13 protein-coding genes are annotated in these 17,551 nt (G+C 64.0%); 7 read left to right on the forward strand and 6 right to left on the reverse strand.

The window, feature by feature from the left end; translation table 11 throughout:
* Window positions 1-32: 32 nt before the first annotated feature.
* From AC1Q7F_RS20625 to AC1Q7F_RS20635, 3 genes are read right to left on the reverse strand one after another with little or no spacing between them, the layout of a single operon-like run.
* Window positions 33-1,007 carry a PDR/VanB family oxidoreductase gene (locus AC1Q7F_RS20625; RefSeq protein WP_492510363.1) on the reverse strand — a complete coding sequence of 325 codons (975 nt, stop codon included), beginning with the start codon at window positions 1,005-1,007 and terminating at the stop codon, window positions 33-35.
* A 13-nt stretch (window positions 1,008-1,020) separates the two neighbouring features.
* Entirely contained in the window at window positions 1,021-1,752 is a 732-nt protein-coding gene (locus tag AC1Q7F_RS20630; protein WP_492510365.1) for a GntR family transcriptional regulator, read from the reverse strand.
* Window positions 1,753-1,763: 11 nt separating this feature from the next.
* Window positions 1,764-2,810, reverse strand: coding sequence for an aromatic ring-hydroxylating dioxygenase subunit alpha (locus AC1Q7F_RS20635; protein WP_492510367.1), 1,047 nt, complete (start codon window positions 2,808-2,810; stop codon window positions 1,764-1,766).
* 344 nt (window positions 2,811-3,154) lie between these two features.
* Between AC1Q7F_RS20635 and AC1Q7F_RS20640 the strand changes: the two genes are divergently transcribed.
* The 3 genes from AC1Q7F_RS20640 to AC1Q7F_RS20650 are packed head-to-tail and all read left to right on the forward strand — an operon-like array spanning window position 3,155 to window position 7,521.
* Entirely contained in the window at window positions 3,155-5,269 is a 2,115-nt protein-coding gene (locus AC1Q7F_RS20640) for a TonB-dependent receptor (protein ID WP_492510369.1), read from the forward strand.
* A 15-nt stretch (window positions 5,270-5,284) separates the two neighbouring features.
* Window positions 5,285-6,751: a hypothetical protein gene (locus tag AC1Q7F_RS20645; protein ID WP_492510371.1), complete on the forward strand. Its 1,467-nt coding sequence runs from the start codon at window positions 5,285-5,287 to the stop codon at window positions 6,749-6,751.
* Window positions 6,751-7,521 carry an OmpA family protein gene (locus tag AC1Q7F_RS20650; RefSeq protein WP_492510373.1) on the forward strand — a complete coding sequence of 257 codons (771 nt, stop codon included), beginning with the start codon at window positions 6,751-6,753 and terminating at the stop codon, window positions 7,519-7,521. Before AC1Q7F_RS20645 ends, AC1Q7F_RS20650 begins: the two co-directional genes overlap by 1 nt.
* Here AC1Q7F_RS20650 and AC1Q7F_RS20655 read toward each other — a convergent pair.
* Complete coding sequence (locus AC1Q7F_RS20655) at window positions 7,505-8,149, reverse strand: GNAT family N-acetyltransferase (protein WP_492510375.1); 645 nt, start codon at window positions 8,147-8,149, stop codon at window positions 7,505-7,507. The two genes, AC1Q7F_RS20650 and AC1Q7F_RS20655, sit on opposite strands and share 17 nt — an antisense overlap.
* Before the next feature lie 14 nt (window positions 8,150-8,163).
* Window positions 8,164-10,500, reverse strand: a complete 2,337-nt coding sequence (locus AC1Q7F_RS20660; protein ID WP_492510377.1) for an Orn/Lys/Arg family decarboxylase — start codon at window positions 10,498-10,500, stop codon at window positions 8,164-8,166.
* 269 nt (window positions 10,501-10,769) lie between these two features.
* Here AC1Q7F_RS20660 and AC1Q7F_RS20665 point away from each other — a divergent pair, with 269 nt between their 5' ends.
* Window positions 10,770-11,708: a GlxA family transcriptional regulator gene (locus AC1Q7F_RS20665; RefSeq protein WP_492510379.1), complete on the forward strand. Its 939-nt coding sequence runs from the start codon at window positions 10,770-10,772 to the stop codon at window positions 11,706-11,708.
* 58 nt (window positions 11,709-11,766) lie between these two features.
* Here the strand turns inward: AC1Q7F_RS20665 and AC1Q7F_RS20670 are convergent, their stop codons facing one another.
* Entirely contained in the window at window positions 11,767-14,121 is a 2,355-nt protein-coding gene (locus AC1Q7F_RS20670; RefSeq protein ID WP_492510381.1) for a TonB-dependent receptor, read from the reverse strand.
* A gap of 494 nt (window positions 14,122-14,615) precedes the next feature.
* On the opposite strand from AC1Q7F_RS20670, the gene AC1Q7F_RS20675 reads away from it, so the two are divergent.
* Genes AC1Q7F_RS20675 through def form a run of 3 tightly spaced genes read left to right on the forward strand, consistent with a single transcriptional unit; the run spans window position 14,616 to window position 17,442 of the window.
* The gene (locus AC1Q7F_RS20675) at window positions 14,616-15,893 is read left to right on the forward strand and encodes an aspartate aminotransferase family protein (RefSeq protein WP_492510383.1); all 1,278 of its coding nucleotides are present in this window, start codon (window positions 14,616-14,618) and stop codon (window positions 15,891-15,893) included.
* An 11-nt stretch (window positions 15,894-15,904) separates the two neighbouring features.
* Entirely contained in the window at window positions 15,905-16,906 is a 1,002-nt protein-coding gene (locus AC1Q7F_RS20680) for a phosphotransferase enzyme family protein (RefSeq protein ID WP_492510385.1), read from the forward strand.
* Window positions 16,903-17,442: a peptide deformylase gene (gene def, locus AC1Q7F_RS20685; RefSeq protein ID WP_492510387.1), complete on the forward strand. Its 540-nt coding sequence runs from the start codon at window positions 16,903-16,905 to the stop codon at window positions 17,440-17,442. Before AC1Q7F_RS20680 ends, def begins: the two co-directional genes overlap by 4 nt.
* The last annotated feature ends 109 nt before the right edge of the window (window positions 17,443-17,551 follow it).

The raw sequence follows: 17,551 nt of genomic DNA on the forward strand, positions 1-17,551 counted from the left end.
GTCCGGCATTTAGTTATAGTACATTACTAAAATCACGATGGCCGATAGCCGGTGTCGATTACCGCATGTCCGCCCGCGATTCGGGAGACACAGGCGCAGAGCTTGGTACCATCCCGCTTCTCCGCGTCCGACAGGAACACATCGCGATGGTCGATCGGGCTCTGGTTATCCAGCACCTCGACGACGCACAGGCCACATTCCCCGCGCCGACAATCATGGATCATGGGAATGCCGGCATCGTCCAGCGCGTCCAGCAGCGACCGGTCCGGCGGCACCGTCACATCCACCCCGTATCCCGCCACCCGTACCGTGAATGATGCCTCGGCGAAGCGGCCGGTATCGCCAAACACCTCATAGCGGAAACGGCTGCCGGCCCGCCCAGCCTTGGCCCAGGCGCGCTTGGCCGCTTCCAGCATGGGCAGGGGGCCGCAGATATAGACCTCCCCGTCGGGCGACAGTCCGGCAATGGCCTTGTCCAGGTCGATCATGGCGCCCTGGTCCTGTGGGTGCAGCGCCAGCCTGTCACCCAGCAGGATGCGCAGTGGTTCCACGAACGGCATCGCGGCAAGGCTTTGGCCACCATATTCCAGGCGGACATTGGCCCCACGCCCGACCAGGGCCTGTGCCATGCCGTGGATCGGGGTGATGCCGATTCCCCCGGCCAGCAGCAGATAATCCGGTGCCCGCCAGGACAGTTCGAACCGGTTTTCCGGCGTGGTGATCCGCACCTCGTCGCCTGGCATCAGACCGAACATGAAGCGCGACCCGCCCCGGCTGTTGGGATGCAGCTTCACGGCCACGGCGACATGGCCGGGTGCGGCGTCTGGCAGGCAGCTATAGGTACGGATGGCATGGCCGCCGACGATGGCGGTCCGGATGGCGATATGCGATCCGGGATCGAAGGCGGGCAGGGGGCCTGCGGCCGCGAACTCGATGCGGCGCACGCCGTCGGCGATGTCATCGGCGCGGGTGACGTGGGCGTTCAGCCAGATGGCGTCATTCTTCATTTCTTTTCCTCCCTTACCCGGCGACCAGCGCCAGGGCCGGGAAGCGGCGCAGGGCGGCACTGCCCGCTTCCATCACCTGTTCCAGATTGCGCCGCGCCAGCCGTGCGTGCTCGCGGGCCACGGCTTCCGCCCGCGATCCTTCGCGCAGACCGATCGCCTCCACCATGGCGCGATGTTGCGCCTGGGCCAGGACCAGGGAATGCGGCACCACGGCCGATCCCGGCTTTTCCAGAAAGGCGGACGGGGAGGCGAAGGGCAGAAGGGTGATGCGGTCTATCTCCCGCTCGATCGTCTCGCTTCCGGAAAGACCGGACAGCAACTGGTGGAACTCCGCGTTCAGGGCAATATAGCGGTCGAGCGGCGGGTTGGCCGGGTCGGGCGCCATCGCCGTATCGATGGCGTCCAGCACGCGGTTGATGGCGATCATCCGCCGGGGTTCCACCCCGCGCTCCGCCGCCAGCCGCGCCGCCGTGCCTTCCAGCACACCGCGCAGTTCGATGGCGTCGATGGCTTCGGCCAGGGTGAAGCGGCGTGGCATGTGCCCGCCCGCTGGCACCCGCTCCAGCAGCCCCTCCTGTTCCAGCCGGGCCAGGGCGGCACGGATCGGCGTGCGGGAAATGCCCAGCCGCTCTGCCAAAGCCGGCTCCGACAGGCGCTCCCCTGGTTCCACTGCCCCGCGCAGGATCAGGTCGCGGATACCGGCCAGGGCGCGCACGGTTTGCGCCGCGTCCTTGTTATAGCTCATGATGGGGCTCCCTATTCGGCAGCCGCCAGTACCGGCCGCGTTTCCCGCTCAATCATCCGGTCGATCAGGCGGCGCGCCCACATCGACCCGGCATCGATGTTCAGATTATAGAAGACATGGCCGGGATTGGCGTCGATGGCGCGCTGCTGCGCCTCCAGGATCTGTTCATCCTCGCGGAAGATGCCGGCCACGCCCTCGCGGATCTTGTGGGTGCGGGCCTGGTTATGGATGTCGAAATTGCGGGCGAAGGCCCAGAAATAATGGCAGGTCGTCTCCGTCTCCGGCGTCAGGACATTGATCACCCGCCCATCCACGCCCTTGGACCGGTCGCCCTGCGGCGCGCCCGTACCCGTGGGCGCCACCCCCACCTCAATGATGATGGTGGAGGGGGCAGTGAAATTGATGATCTGCCAGCGGTCGACATGGTCCTTGCGGCCCAGGTTATCGGCCCAGAAGGGCGGCGCTTCGATATCCACCATCCAGCGGGTGATGGTGGCCGTCTCCTCGGAATGCGTGGCCGTGAACGGTGCCTCCGCCACAGCGTTGTTACCGATGGAAGAACCATGCACGAAGGTTTCGTGGGTCAGGTCCATCAGATTGTCGACCACCAGCCGGTAATCGCACTTGGCATGGATGACCTTGCCATCGGCGGCCCAGGCCGGGTCATTGTTCCAATGGATGTCGGGGATCAGGGCCGGATCGGCCAGCGCCGGGTCGCCCGGCCATATCCACAGGAACCGGTGCCGCTCTACAAGTGGATAGGATTTCACACAAGCTGACGGGTTGATCGTATGTTGCGACGGCATGTATACACATCGCCCGGTATCGTCATAGGCCAGCCCGTGATAGCCACAGACCACCCGATCCTCTTCCAACCTACCCAGCGACAGCGGCAGCAGCCGGTGCCAGCAGGCATCGGCCAACGCGACAGGCGATCCGTCCAATTTTCTATATAAAACCAGCTGTTTGCCGCAGATGGTGCGGGGCATAAGCTTGCGCCCCACCTCCACGTCATAGGCTGCCACATACCAAGCGTTCAATGGAAAACTCTGGCCCATCTCTCATCCTCCCAGAAGCATGTGTCCCTATTTTCATACCTGTATACAGCATTTGCGGCCACAAATCGACATGGGTGCACTGGCACCTGAAACCAACTGGGCTGCTCTCCGCTTTCGATATGCAATATAACGGAAACATCGGGTCCGCAAGCATGATGTGCGAGAAGGAGGACGGTGCGCCGATACGCTCACGAACGATTATCCGTCAGCGAGGCAACGAAAATGCCGACCGATACATATGTTATATTGCATTACGGTATGTGCTATTGTATCGTTCATAAAATTAACTAACAAAGAGCCCGCTCCGCACATCGCGACCGGGCCGTCCCCAAGGGAGAAGCCCCATGAATAAGCTGGCATCGCGCCCGGCGGCGCGTCTGCTCACCCTTTTGCTGGCCGGCAGCGCCATGGTCCCCGCCGTTGAGGCACAGGACGCCGTACTGGAAGAGATCGTGGTCACGGCAGAGCGCCGGACCCAGAGCCTGCAGGATGTGCCGATCAGCGCCACCGTCCTGTCCGGCGACGACATCGTCCGCAAGGGGGTCGCCAACCTGGCTGATATCCAGCAGGTGTCGCCGTCGATCGCCATCAATCAGGTGAACCGATCCACCTATGTGAATATCCGCGGCGTCGGCATCGCGCAGACGGCCCCCAGCTCCAGCCCCGGCGTGGCCTATTACATTGATGGCCAGTTGATCCCGCATGAGCAGTTCATCAGCCAATCCTTCTACGATATCGGGTCGCTGGAGGTGTTGCGCGGACCGCAGGGCACCCTGACGGGGCAGAATTCCACGGGCGGCGCCATCTATGTGCGCACACCGGAACCGGAATTCGGGCTGGTGAAGGGCTTCATCGACCAGACCATCGCATCCTACGACTGGTATCGCACCACCGGTGCGCTGAATGTCGGTCTGGGCGACAATGTCGCTGTCCGCGTCGCCGCCGTCCGCGACAAGCGCGACAGCTTCACCCGGAATATCGGTCCCAGCCCCAGTGACCCCGGCAATACCGATCTGGAAGGGGCGCGCATCAACATCGCCCTGCGCAACGATGCCGAAACCCTGCGCATCAACCTGCGCGCCGAATATTTCAACAGCGACAGCGACAACAACGCCGTCAAGCGTCGCAATGATACCGTCAGCACCAACCCCTATATCATCCAGGAAGACGCCATCTCCTACCTGAAGCAGGAGGGTTACCGCCTGTCGGGTGAGGTGAAGTTCGCCCTGTCGGACAGCGTCGATCTGCGCGCCCTGACCTCCTGGCAGGATGGCAGCACGACAGACCAGACCGACGGTGACCGCACCGCCACGGCCCGCCCGCGCCCGCCGGCGGCCAATGTCGGGCGTGTCGGTTACACGGACACGACCATTGAGACGTTGATCAACGAGGTGAACCTGCTGTCCACGGGTGATGGGCCGCTGACCTGGGTGGTCGGTGCCTTCCGCATGGATGAGGATATTCCCATCACCGTCCTGCGTGACAATAACAATACCGTCAATTTCGTTTCCTCCACCTCCACCATCATTTCCAAGGTGACGAACAAGTCGCAGTCGGTGTTCGGTCAGGCGAATTATTTCGCGACGGAGCAGTGGGAACTCATTGTCGGTGCCCGCCATTCTTGGGACGACCAGACCTATAACCGCATCGCATCGGCTGGCGGTACGGGCGTCAGCAAGCTCAGCTCCACCAAGCTGACGGGCAAGGTGGGGGCGAACTATCACGCCACCGATGACACGATGCTCTATGCCAGCCTGTCGCGCGGGTATAAGGCCGGCGGCGGCAATCTGCCGGCCTCCAGCCCGTCCTTCGGGCCGGAAACCAACCTTGTGTACGAAGCCGGTTGGAAGACCACTCTGCTGGAAAGGCGCCTGCGCCTGAACGGTTCCCTGTTCTATTCCGACTATAAGGACATGCAGCTGGCCAGCCTGGCCAACGGCCTGCCGCTGACCCAGAACGCCGCCGCCGGCCAGGCCATGGGTGGCGAGTTGGAGCTGGAGGGTCGGTTCGGCGCCCTGGGCTTCAATGCCGGCCTGGGCTATCTGGATGCGGAATTCGCCAAGGATACGACGCTGCAGAACACGGTCGCCAACCGCAACGAACTGGTGCGCAAGGGCAGTACACTGCCCTTTTCGCCTGAATGGACCCTTAATGCCGGGGTGCAGTACGAGATCCTGGTGGGGGAGACGGCGATCACCCCGCGCCTGCAATGGAGCCACGTGGCGGAAAGTTACGCCACGCCGTTCCCCAGTGCCGTCACCACCCTGCCATCGCGTGACGTGGTGGATGCCCGCCTGTCCATCGATCCGACGGACGCTGTGCGGCTGGAACTGTTCGTCACCAACCTGTTTGACGAAACCTATATCGCCAGTCAGCTGCAGAACTCGTCTTCGGCCGATGGCGGCATCATCTATGGTGCCCGCCGCCAATATGGCGGCCGCCTGACCTATCGGTTCTGAGGCGGGGGCAAGGGGATGCGGTCCTTCGTTTCAGCGTTGGCCTTGGCGGCGGCAATCACACTGCCGGCCGGCGCCACCTGGTGGTCGCCGGGCGACGGCACGCCGTTTCCGGCCCGGTATGATGATGCCGACACGGACGGCCTCACGCGCCTGCTGCTGGATGGCGGGCCGATGGAAACGAAGGGCCATCCCTTCTTCGAGGCGCAGGGCAAATATGGCCGCGCCTGCGTCACCTGCCACCAGCCGTCGGACGGGATGAGCCTGTCGGCCGAAACCGCCCGGACAAGGTGGGAGGAGACGGGGGGCAAGGACCCGCTGTTCGCTGCCATCGACGGCGCGAACTGTCCCGATCTGGTACAGGGGGAGCGGGCGTCGCATTCCCTGCTGCTGGATCACGGCCTGTTCCGCATCGCCCGCCCCTGGCCGCCCGTTGATCATGACGGCGCGAAAATCGAACCCGACTTCACGCTGGAGGTTGTGCGCGACCCGACCGGGTGCAACGCGTCCAAACGCTGGGGCCTGTCGTCGGCCAATCCGCAAGTGTCGGTCTTCCGCCGCCCGCGCCCGGTGGCGAACTTCAAATATATCCTGGCCATGGGCTTCGCCATCGATCCCAAGGTGGGCAAACCCCTGCCCATCGATCCGGAGACGGGGCAGATGGTCAGCGGCAACCTGATGGCCGACCGCCGCGTCCTGTCGCTGGAGGCGCAGATGCGCGACGCGGCCTATTCCCATATGGGCTTCGACGGGCTGACGCCGGACGATATCAGACGCATCCGTAATTTCGAGGATCGCATCTTCGTGGCCCGCCAGCGCGACCGGGTGGGCGGCGACCTGGATCAGGATGGAGCCAAGGGGGGGGCCGAGATGCTGGCGATGTCGCAGCCCGGCCGCCTGGGCAGCCAGGGCACGGCGGTATTCAGCGAGTTCGCGGCGTGGGAGAATATCCCGGCCGATGCTGCGATCACGCCCGAACAACGCGCCTGGCGGGAATCGGTGGCGCGCGGTGCGCGTGTTTTCCGGGAGAAGATGTTCCTGATCACCGACAGCGCCGGGATCAATTCCCCCGTCGGTTTCGGCAATCCCGTGCGCAATTCCTGCGTCTTCTGTCACAATATGAGCCAGATGGGCATGGATGTGGCGCCGGGGCAGGTGGACCTGGGCACCACCACCATGCCCTTTGCCGATCCGCAGCCGCATCTGCCGCTGTTCCGCCTGACCTGCACGGGCGAGCCGCATCCGCATTACGGCCGGGTGATCCATACCCATGATCCGGGTTACGCCCTGACCACGGGGCGCTGTGCCGATGTCGGCAAGATCACCTTGCAGACCCTGCGCGGCCTGACCGGGCGCGCCCCTTATTTCGCCAATGGTTCGGCCGCGAGCCTGCGGGCCGTGATCGACTATTACGACCGGCGCTATAACATCCATTATACCGAGCAGGAGAAGCGAGACCTGGTCAATCTGATGGGGGCGCTCTGATGCGGCGGATGATGACGGCGCTGCTGGCGCTATTGTCCTTCAACAGCCTGGCCCAGGCAGCGGATACGGTGCGCTTCATCAGCTGTCCGATCTACCGCGACACCGATGCCGGCCGCAAATCCGGCTGCTGGCTGGCGGATGAGCGGGAGACGGGCCGGCGTTTCGACGTCACCCAGTCGGCCACCAAGCCCGACTGGTCCATGGCCGTCCTGGTTGAAGGGCGGATCGCACAGAAGCAGGACAATGCTTGTGGTGCCACGGTGCTGGAGCCGGTCCGCATCTCCGTTCTGCCGGCCCAGGACTGCACCCGCACCATTATCCCGGACGAAGGGTTCCCCGGCCGGCGTTTCATGCTGCCCGCCCGCAATATCCGCCCGCTTTATGCTCCCGATCCGGCCCCGCCGCCCCCCTACACGAACCGGCTGTTCCCCATCCCGTTCGATTTCGGCCGCGACTTTGTCGTCTATCAGCAAAGCGACTGGATGCTGGTCAATGCCGCCACCTATGCCAAGGCGGCGGGGGGCCGGGTGACCGTCACTGGCTATGCCGAAACCGAGCCGCTTAACCTGTCCGGACAAGAGCTTTCGGAGCCGGCCGATCTGGCAAAGCGCCGGGCAGAGATGGCCCGGTTATGGCTGGTCAGCCTGGGCGTGCCGGCGGATCGGCTCGTGCTGGAATGGCGCCTGAACCCGGCACCGCTGGCCGATCCCGCCTTTGACGGGCTGACGGAAACCTCGCGGCGGCGGGTGGATATCAGGGTGGAACCGTAGGGCCGACCTCTTGGCGACCGGCACCGTCATCGACAGTCGCCACCGGTTTCGCCTTGGTCTTCCTGGGCATCGGCAGGGGTGGCGTGCTGCTGCCCTCGCCCAGGGGCCGGATCACCATGACACTGTCCGTCCAGCGGCCGTATTTGTAGCCGACCGAGGGCAGAAAGCCGCAGCGGGTGAAGCCGAAACTGTCATGCAGGCGCAGCGACCGGTCGTTGGCCGCATCGATATAGCCGATCATCTGCCGGTATCCGGCCGCCGCACAGGCATCGATCAGGAACTGCATCAGCCGCCTTCCCACGCCGGCGGACAGATGGTCGTGATGGACATAGATGGAGTGCTTCACCGCATAGCGATAGGCCGGGCGCTTGCGGAACGGCACGGCATAGGCATAGCCCACCACCACGCCGTCCAGTTCGGCCGCCACATGTGGCAGCCGCTTGCTCAGCATGTTTTTGCGCCGGCGCTTGATGTCATCCTCGTCCGGGTCCTCGGGCTCGTAATCGCCCAGCCCGCGGTTGATGTAATGGACATAGATGGCCAGCATCGCCTCCACATCCGCCTCCGTCGAAGGACGGACGACCAGGGTGGAGGCGGCGGCGTGGCCGGGATCAGGCATGACAGTCATCGGTGCCGAGGGTCCTATTCGCGAACGACGTAGGTATAGAAGCGGATGCGGCCGTCCGGGTCCAGCTTGCGATAGACACCCTGGATCTCGTTGTCGAAGCCGGGGAACAGGTTGGCCCCCTTCTCGAACACTTTCAGGTAATCGATCATCGGCCGGGCGCGCTCCGTCAACCGCTCACCCGGCAGGATGGTGGCGATGCCGGGCGGATAGACCAGCATCAGGGTCGTGGCGATGCGACCCTCCAACTGATCCAGGGTGACGAAATCCACCTTGTTGCGGACCAGCTGCTTGGCGGCCTTGTGCGGCAGCATGGCCATTTCCGGCAGATGTTCGGGCCGGAACTGCCGGCGCTGCAGGGCACTGATATTATGGTCGCGGTAGAAGCTGTGGATGTCGCGGCACAGGTCGCCCAGGCGCACGCCATTATAGCGCGGCGCCCGGCGGCGGACGAAATCGGGCATGATCTCGTCCAGCAGCGCGTTGTCGTCATGCAGGCGCTTGAAGAAGATGAGCGCGCTCATCAGGCCGCCGGCCTTGCTGCTTTCCACACCGGGCGTCAGCAGGAACAGCAGGGAATTCAGATCGTTCTTCTCCGGCACGATCTGGTTCTCGCGCAGATATTCCGCCACCACCGGTGCCGGCACGCCCTGGTCCAGATAGGCACCAGTCGTGCGGTCGAAGCCCGGCGTCAGGATGGTCAGCTTGTTGGGGTCGGTCATGGCATAATCCGGCCCCAGATGCTTGAACCCGTGCCAACCCCGACCGGGCTCAAGCGCCCAATGGCTGGGATCGCGGGCCAGGTCGTCGGTGGGCACATCCTCCCACCGCACATCCAGTCCGTTCAGGCTGGTCACATCCGGTACGAACGGGTCGAAGAACCATTGCCGGGCGGCATCGCTCTCCTTCTCCATGAATTCCCGTCCGATGGTCCGCAGCTTCTTGCGGATCTCGATGCCCAGGCGGATGGTGTCGTCCCACAGGACCTCGCCCGACTTGCCCTTCATCATCTGCGCGCCCACGTCCAGCGACGCGAAGATCGGATAGAAGGGGCTGGTGGAGGCGTGCTGGAGGAAGCTTTCATTGAAGCGGCGATGTTCCACCCGTCGCTCGATATCGCCGATATGCTTGTCCTTCACATGGATCTGGGAGGCCTGGCTGAAACTGGCCAGCTGCTTATGGGTGGATTGGGTGGTGATGATGCCGGGGCTGTCGGGTCCCAGGTCCTTGACGCCCATGCCATAGCGGCCCTGGAACAGCGGATGGAACTTCATGAAGCCGGCCCAGGCCTCGTCGAACAGGATATAGTCGCAGAGCGGGCCCAGCTTTTGCACCAGCAGGTCGGCATTGTTGATGGTGCCGTCATAGGAACATTGCTGGATCACCGCCACGCGGAAGGGGCGGGGCTTCTTCCAGGCGTCGGGGTCCTTCACGAACGGGTGGGTGCGAATCTTCTCGCGGATCGCCGCCTCGTCCAGCGCCTCGTAATCGATGGGGCCGATCAGACCGTGGGCGTTGCGGTCGGTTTCCAGGAAGATCGGCGTGCCCTGGCCCAGCAGCAGGGCGCCGTGATGGGCGGCCTTGTGGTTGTTGCGGTCGAACAGGACCAGATCGTCCTCCGCCACCAGCGCGCCCAGCACCACCTTGTTCGACGCCGAGGTGCCGTTCAGCACGAAATAGGTGCGCTCCGCCCCGAAGATCTTGGCGGCTTCCTTCTGGGCGCGCAGCGCCGGGCCCTCATGCACCAGCAGGTCGCCCAGATCGACGACGGAATTGTCCAGGTCGTCGCGGAAGATCGCCTCGCCCAGATGCTCCACGAAGATGCGGCCGATAGGGCTGCGGCTATAGAAGATGCCGCCATTATGACCGGGGCAGGTCCAAAGCTGGTTGCCCTCCTCGGCATAATCGACCAGGGCGCCGAAGAACGGCGTCTTCAGCGTCTCGGCATATTGGCGCAGGCGGCTGATCAGGTTCTTGGCGATGAATTGCGGCGTTTCCTCCGCCAGGAAGACATAGCCGTCCACTTCCCGCATCACATCGACCGGGATATCCTCCAGCCGCTTGCGCCGGACCACCAACACGATGGGCATTTCCAGCCCGCGGGCGCGGACAAGGGAGATCAATGCTGCGGCCTTGCCTTCCGACCAGCGCTTGCCCCAGTCCAGGACCATGCAGCCGATGGCGGCATCCGTGCGGATGGCCAGTTCCGCATCCTCGATCCGCCGTGCCTTGGTGACCTCGAAGCCCAGCCTTTCGACCTCGCCGATAATGTCCTGCAGGCGGGAACCTTCCAACTCGTCGGCCTCGAAGGCAGGCGCGCAGACCAGGAAATTGAAGCGGCGGAAGAAATCCATCTGAGGTGGCTCCGTGGGGACTGAACGGGAGGACAACATTTGCGGCTGGAGAAGGGATCATGTCCCGCCCCCATCCGCAAAAGAAGTTTCAAAGAAATTTCACATGGCCCACCCGCGATGGCTTTGCAAAGCGCTTTCTTCACCCCGGCCGGCAGCTGCCTGTCTTGTCAGGTGGCCGTGGATGGGTGGTGTATCACCATGGTCGCCGGAACCAGAAGCATCGACGACATCGAGTTGCACCCTGGCGACGCCGCTGGTAACGTCCGGTCATGGCACAGAAAAAGCCGCTGCATATCGCCTTCGCGATGTATGACGATGTCAACTTCCTGGATGTTGGCGGCCCGCTGGAGGCCTTCTGGCTGGCCACCAATGACAGCGGGGAGGAGAATGACCCGCGCTACCGCCTGACCATCGTGTCGCTGAAGGGCGGGCAGGTCCGCACCTCCAGCGGCATGCTGATCGAAACCGTGCCCTGCAGCGCCTTAGGCGCGGTGGATACGGTCGTCATCCCCGGCGGTGGCAGCCCGCAATCGCCCAGGGTGCCGGACGACATGGTGCGGTGGATCGCCCAGATCGCGCCCAACGTCCGACGCCTTTGCTCCGTCTGTACCGGTGCCTTCCTGCTGGCAGCAGCCGGGCAGCTGGACGGGCGCAAGGCCACCACCCATTGGGCCGCGGCCCGCCTGCTGCGCAAGCGGGCGCCGACCACGCAGGTGGAGGATGACCGCATCTATCTGCGCGACGGCAATGTTTGGACCTGTGCTGGCGTCACCGCCGGCATCGATCTGGCCCTGGCATTGATCGAGGATGATTACGGGTTCGAGGCGGCGATGGATGTCGCCCGCTATCTGGTCGTCTATCTGCGCCGTCCGGGGTCGCAGTCGCAATTCAGCAAGCCGCTGTCCCTGCAGGTGGCCGATGACAGTTTCGCCGCCCTGCATGCCTGGATTCGCGAGAATCTGGCCCAGCCGCTGACCGTGGAACGGATGGCGGAGGTGGCGGGGATGAGCGTGCGCACCTTCTCCCGCCGCTATCGCGACCAGACCGGCCGCACCCCGGCCCGCGCCATCGCCGCCCTGCGGCTGGAAGCGGCCCAGAGCGCCATCGAACGCGGCACCTCCACCCTGAAACGCATCGCCCGCGATTACGGTTACGGGGATGAGCGCAACCTGCGCCGGGCGCTGCAGCGCGGGCCCGACGATGAATAAAAAGCCCCGCTTCCGAAGAAGCGGGGCCAGTCATGTCCATCCCAGGACAGCCGTGATGTCAGTGCCTTGCCGTCAGCGTCACGCCGATCGTGCGCGGGCGGAGCGTGTTGGCGTAATAGGTCGTGTCGGTGGGAAACGCGTTGGAGATATAGTTCAGCTGTGGGGCCGAGTTGAACAGATTGTCGACGAACATCGACAGGTCGAAATCCTCGTTCCGCCAGCCCACGCGCAGGTTCGTCAGATGATAGCCCTGGTTGCGCCGGCCATTGACGTCATAGCCCGACGAGGTCGGCGTGTCGTACTTGGCGAACAATCCGCTGGCGCGTGAGGCGTATTGGTGGATGGCGCGGACATAGCCATCGGCGTCATTGTCCAGCGGCAGGGAATATTCCACCGTTCCGGCGATCTGCCAGGGCGGGCTGTCACTGACCATCGCGCCCTTCTGCGCCAGGATGATGTTGTTCGACGTCACGGTTTCGGCAAAGCGCGAGCGGTTGTAACCGGCCGACAGCGACAGGAACAGCGCATCGGTGGGCTTGGCGCTGACCGCCAGGTCGAAACCGTCGCTGTTGGCCGAGCCCAGGTTGGTGGTGAAGGCACCGGGACAGCCGCTCAAGGTCACGCCGCTCTGGATGTTGCTCCAGTCGATGTGATAGGCGCTGGCATTGACCTGCATGGCGCGGTCGAACAGGCTGATCTTGCTGCCGACCTCGTAATTCCACACCGTATCGCTGTCATAGGTCTGCGGCGCGCTGGACATGCCCAGTTGCGACAGGGCAGCCAGGCAGGGCGGGGTCGGGGTGATCGGGATATTGGCGCCGCCGGTGCGAAAGCCCTTGGCGGCCGAGGCATAGACCATGGCGTCGTCGGTCGCTTCCCAGGTCAGGCTGACCTTCGGCGTGATCGGGCTTTCCTTCTGCTTGCCGGTGGTGAATTGCCGGCCGCGGGTAAACGACCCGTTCAATTCCTCCTCATAGGAGAATTTCATCGACGCTGCTCGGATACCGCCCGACAGCTTCAGATCGCCCAACTGGTAATCGGCATTGGCGAAGGCTGCCAGTTGTTCATCCTCGCCATGGTAATCGCGGAAATAGCGGGTGATGCCGTTGACATTCCGGAAGCCCAGCAGGGTTTCAAATTCATCGGCGTAATAAGCGTCGTTGACGGCAATGGCATTGACCTGCTTGGCCCGCTGGAAGAAGCCGCCGACCAGCCAGCTGAACGGGCCGTCGCCATCAGATTGCAGGCGGATTTCCTGGGTGAAATTATCCTGGCGGTTATTCACCACATTCTCGGCCCCGCCGGCGGCCACGAACGCCTCGGGCAGCAGGATGGGCAGGGGCAGCACACCGATGCCGGGCAGCGGGCCGCCGACGCGGTTGGTGTTGTACAGCCGGGCCACGCCTTCATCCAGATTGCTGTAATCCAGGATCACTGACTGCCGCCTTGTGAAGTTGGAGGTGACGGAGGTGGCCGTCATCCCGTCCAGATAGGCCTCCACCTTCAAGGCCGGCAGATAGAACCGGTCCTTCGACGGCTGTGCCAGGGTGCGGCCGCTGATCAGCTTCTGCTCCGACCGGTCGGACAGGCGGGCGTAGAACTGAGATGAGTCCTTGGCACGGGTTTCCTGAAAATTCACCGACGGCGTGATGTGCCAGACATCATCGGGCGCGAACAGGGCTGCTGCCTTCATCGTGTGGGCGCTGGCGCTGTTGGCATCCTTGTCGACCATGGCGCCCGTGCGCTCATTGATGCGGTCGACATAGCCGGCATCACGGCGGTAGGAGGCGCTGAGCCGCACGGCCAGCTTGTCCTCGATGATCGGGGTACCGGTGGCCACGCCGCCCTCATAGCCGATGCCGCCGCTGTCGGTGGAGGTCACCTCCGCCCGTGCATAGGCCTTCACATCGTTCAGGTCGGGGGTGGGCGAGATGAAGCGCACTGAACCACCCTGGGAGCCGGAGCCGAACAGCGTGCCCTGCGGCCCGCGCAGCACCTCCACCCGATCCAGGTCGAAGATGGTGGGCAGGGCGTCGCCGGCATTCTGCGGGCCGGTATTGCGGGCCTGGATCGGCGTGTCGTCGATATAGATGCCGGTGGTCGCCCCGCCCACCGTGGACCGCACGCCGCGGATGGCGATATTGGCCGGCTGGAAGGTGCTGGGCGGGGCGAAGGACAGGCTCGGCGTCTGGGCCACGATATCGGTGAAATTGCGCATACCCTGCTTGTCCAGGGCCGCCTGGTCCAATGCTGCGACGCTGGCCGCCACACGGTTGACGCTTTCCACGCGCCGGTTGGCGGTGACGATGATCTCTTCCAGGATGGAGGTACCGGCCGGCTCCGTCGCCGTCTGTGCCTGGGCCGGCACCGCCATCAGGGCCGCCGTGCAGACGCCGAGCGACAGCCAGGTCATACGCTTTACTGACTCCCCGTTCATCACTAACCCCCGTTCGTTCATTTGGATTTGGATTGGAGCGTCGCCGGCCGGGTCAGCATGCTGAAACCCTGTCTTCTGTCACGGCGAAACTGCTGCTTTTGTGAGGGGAAGGTTACTTGAAGCCGGATTGGCCGGTGGGCCAAACCACGGGCAATTTCGGCCAGATTTGGCCGGATGATGCGTGCCCTCGGGCATCCCTCATCAATGAAATGGCCCCGGCGGTGAGGGGAAATATAATCACAAGCCATTGATATAAATGAGATTATTTGGGCGTTGTGACGACCCTTTCCATATCCGGCCGGCAGAGGCCATGGCTGGACCCGTGGCCGAATTTTGTCAGTAAGTGGCGTTGTATTGTGCGCCCTTATCCGTGATCGTTCTCGTCAAGGAACATCGCTGTCCCTGGCTACGGAAAGCCGGGACACGCACACTTTCGTGTGGAGAGTTCGTTGGCGGATGGGAAGAGATGAATGTCTGATATCGACGACCTGATCCGGCGCCGGCAACAGGTTTTGGGCCGCAACAGTCCGCTTTTTTACGACCGGCCGCTGCACCTGGTTCGGGGCGAGGGGGCTTGGGTCTATGACGCGGATGGCCGCACCTATCTGGACGTTTATAACAATGTCCCCTGCGTCGGCCATTGCCATCCCCATGTCGTGGACACCATTGCCCGGCAGACGGCGACGCTGAACCTGCACATCCGCTATCTGGATGAGACCCTGGTGGCCTATGCGGAGCGGCTGACGTCACTGTTCGCCGATCCGCTGAATGCGGTGATGCTGACCTGTTCCGGGACGGAGGCCAATGAACTGGCGCTGCGGCTGGCGCGGTTCGTCACGGGTGGGCAGGGGATCATCGTCAGTGATCTTTCCTATCACGGCAATTCCACCATCCTGGCCGGCATGGCCAGCGCCTTTCCGGGTGGGGAGCCGTTTCCACCCTTCGCCCGCGCGGTGCGGGTGCCGGACCCGGCCCATGACCGGCAAGGCCGCACGGATGCGGAACTGGCCTCCGTCTTCGCGGCCCATGTCCATGAAGCGGTGGGCAGTCTGAAAGCCGATGGCATCCAGGTGGCCGCCTTGCTGATGGACAGTTTCTTCGCCAATGAAGGGCTGCCGGACCGGGTGCCGGGTTATGTGGAACAGGCGGTGGCGATCGTGCGCCAGGCCGGCGGCCTGTTCATCTGCGACGAGGTGCAGTCAGGCTTCGCCCGCACCGGCGATGTCCTATGGGGGCACCAGTTGACCGGTGTTGTGCCCGACATCGTCACCCTGGGCAAGCCGATGGGCAACGGCTATCCCGTGGCCGGCATGGTCACCCGGCGTGATTGGGTGGACCGGTTCGGCGCGGCATCCCGCTATTTCAACACGTTTGCCGGCAATCCGGTGGCCGCCGCCGCCGGCATGGCGGTGCTAGAGGTGATCGAACGGGAGGATATCCAGGGCAACAGCCGCCGCGTTGGCGCCCATGTCAGGGCTGGTCTGGATGGATTGGCGGCCAAGCACCCGATCCTGGCCGGGGTGCGCGGGCGGGGCCTGTTCTTCGGGGTGGAACTGATCCGTCCCGATGGCAGCCCAGCGGATGTGGAGACCAAGCGGCTGATCAACCGGATGCGCGACAATGGCGTGCTGATCAGCCGGGCCGGCCGCCACAGCAATATCCTGAAGATGCGCCCGCCCCTGGTCTTCTCCACTGACAACGCCGATCATCTTCTGTCCGTCATGGACGATGCGCTGGCCGCCTTATAGGGGATCGATCCTTGGCCAATTTCTATCAACTCTCCGACGCGGACCAGGCGGAATGCCTGACCGGGCTTGCCCGGGCGGCCCTTGACCGCTGGGACGGGCGGTTCAGCGATCCGGTGCTGTTCAAATACCGGGAGAATGCCGTATTCACCACCCACCGGGAGGACGGGACACGGTTCGCGCTGCGCGTCCATCGCGCCGGGTACCACACGGATGGTTCGCTGCGCTCAGAACTCTACTGGATGCGGGCGCTGGGTCAGGCGGGCATTCCAGTGCCGCCGGTCCTGCCCGCCGCCGATGGCAGCCTGTTCGTGCATGCCGCTGCCGATGGCGTGCCGGAGGTCCGGCAGGTGGACATGCTGGGCTGGCTATCCGGCGGCGACGCACCCAAGGACGACCCGGCCAACCATTACTTCCAGGTCGGCCAACTGGCGGCCCGGTTGCACAGCCGGGGATCGCAAATTCCACTTCCGGCCGACTTCGACCGGCATAGCTGGGACGCCGACGGTTTGCTGGGGGACAGCCCGGTCTGGGGACGGTTCTGGGAACTGCCCGCCCTGTCGGCGGACCAGCGCGACCTGCTGCTGCGGGCCCGGGGTCTGGCCTTGGCCGATCTGGCCGATTATGGCAAGGCGGGCGACCGCTACGGCATGATCCACGCCGACCTGATCCGCGATAATCTGATCGCGGATGGCGACCGCTTGCAGGCCATCGATTTCGATGATTGCGGCTTCGGCTGGTACCTGTTCGAGCTGACAACGGTGATCAACGCCATGCCTGACGGGAATGATCCGGCGCTGCGCGACCCGTTATTCGCCGGATATCGTTCCGTACGGCCGCTGCCCGATCTCGACCGCCTGCCTTTGTTCCGCTTCCTGCGCGCCACCACTTATCTGGGCTGGCTGCAGACCCGGTCGGAAACCCGGACAGCACGGGAAAAGGCGGCGATGCTGATCGATGGGTGCTGCCGGCTGGCGGCCGAATATCTGAAGAATGCAACGGGAGGGCGGCCATGATCCGTGAGATTTTGAAGCTGGGCGACATCCGCCTGCTGCGCGTCGCCCAGCCGGTGGCGGATATCTATGATCCGGCCGTGAAGGCGGTGATCGCCGACATGTATGACACGCTGCACGCCGCCAATTCCTTCGGGCTGGCGGCGCCGCAGATCGGGGTCGATCTGCGCGTTCTGATCTTCGGCATCGCGCCCAACAAATACCATCCCGATGAACAGCCGGTGCCGCTGACCGCCCTGATCAATCCCTGGCTGGAAATCCTGACGGAAGAAACGGTGCAGGCGCCGGAATCCTGCCTGTCGGTGCCGGGCATGCGCGGTCTCGTGCCGCGCCACACCCATATCCGCTATGGCGGCACGGCAGAGGATGGCGGCCCGATGGCGCGGGAGGCCAAGGGCTTCCACGCCCGGCTGTTCCAGCATGAATATGACCATCTGGACGGCATCCTCTATCCCCAGCGTATCCGGGACATGACGAAGTTCGGTTTCACCGAGGCCTTGTTGCCCGGCAATGACTGGGCCAAGCACGCGTCCGAATAGAACCGTCGTTCGAATGACAATTCCAGAATACCGACCGACCCCATCGGGGTCGGAAGGAAGCCCTATGCCCGGACCATGGGCCGGCGATGGGGTGCGAAGGAGAGGACCC

The organism is Niveispirillum sp. GW835-FHT14G11, assembly GCF_058793615.1.

What these genes read in the sequence shown, in the direction of transcription:
- AC1Q7F_RS20625 (WP_492510363.1), bottom strand. Translation starts at nt 1,007, where the DNA reads ATGAAGAATGACGCCATCTGGCTGAACGCCCACGTCACCCGCGCCGAT.
- AC1Q7F_RS20630 (WP_492510365.1), bottom strand. Translation starts at nt 1,752, where the DNA reads ATGAGCTATAACAAGGACGCGGCGCAAACCGTGCGCGCCCTGGCCGGT.
- AC1Q7F_RS20635 (WP_492510367.1), bottom strand. Translation starts at nt 2,810, where the DNA reads ATGGGCCAGAGTTTTCCATTGAACGCTTGGTATGTGGCAGCCTATGAC.
- AC1Q7F_RS20640 (WP_492510369.1), top strand. Translation starts at nt 3,155, where the DNA reads ATGAATAAGCTGGCATCGCGCCCGGCGGCGCGTCTGCTCACCCTTTTG.
- AC1Q7F_RS20645 (WP_492510371.1), top strand. Translation starts at nt 5,285, where the DNA reads ATGCGGTCCTTCGTTTCAGCGTTGGCCTTGGCGGCGGCAATCACACTG.
- AC1Q7F_RS20650 (WP_492510373.1), top strand. Translation starts at nt 6,751, where the DNA reads ATGCGGCGGATGATGACGGCGCTGCTGGCGCTATTGTCCTTCAACAGC.
- AC1Q7F_RS20655 (WP_492510375.1), bottom strand. Translation starts at nt 8,149, where the DNA reads ATGACTGTCATGCCTGATCCCGGCCACGCCGCCGCCTCCACCCTGGTC.
- AC1Q7F_RS20660 (WP_492510377.1), bottom strand. Translation starts at nt 10,500, where the DNA reads ATGGATTTCTTCCGCCGCTTCAATTTCCTGGTCTGCGCGCCTGCCTTC.
- AC1Q7F_RS20665 (WP_492510379.1), top strand. Translation starts at nt 10,770, where the DNA reads ATGGCACAGAAAAAGCCGCTGCATATCGCCTTCGCGATGTATGACGAT.
- AC1Q7F_RS20670 (WP_492510381.1), bottom strand. Translation starts at nt 14,121, where the DNA reads ATGACCTGGCTGTCGCTCGGCGTCTGCACGGCGGCCCTGATGGCGGTG.
- AC1Q7F_RS20675 (WP_492510383.1), top strand. Translation starts at nt 14,616, where the DNA reads ATGTCTGATATCGACGACCTGATCCGGCGCCGGCAACAGGTTTTGGGC.
- def (WP_492510387.1), top strand. Translation starts at nt 16,903, where the DNA reads ATGATCCGTGAGATTTTGAAGCTGGGCGACATCCGCCTGCTGCGCGTC.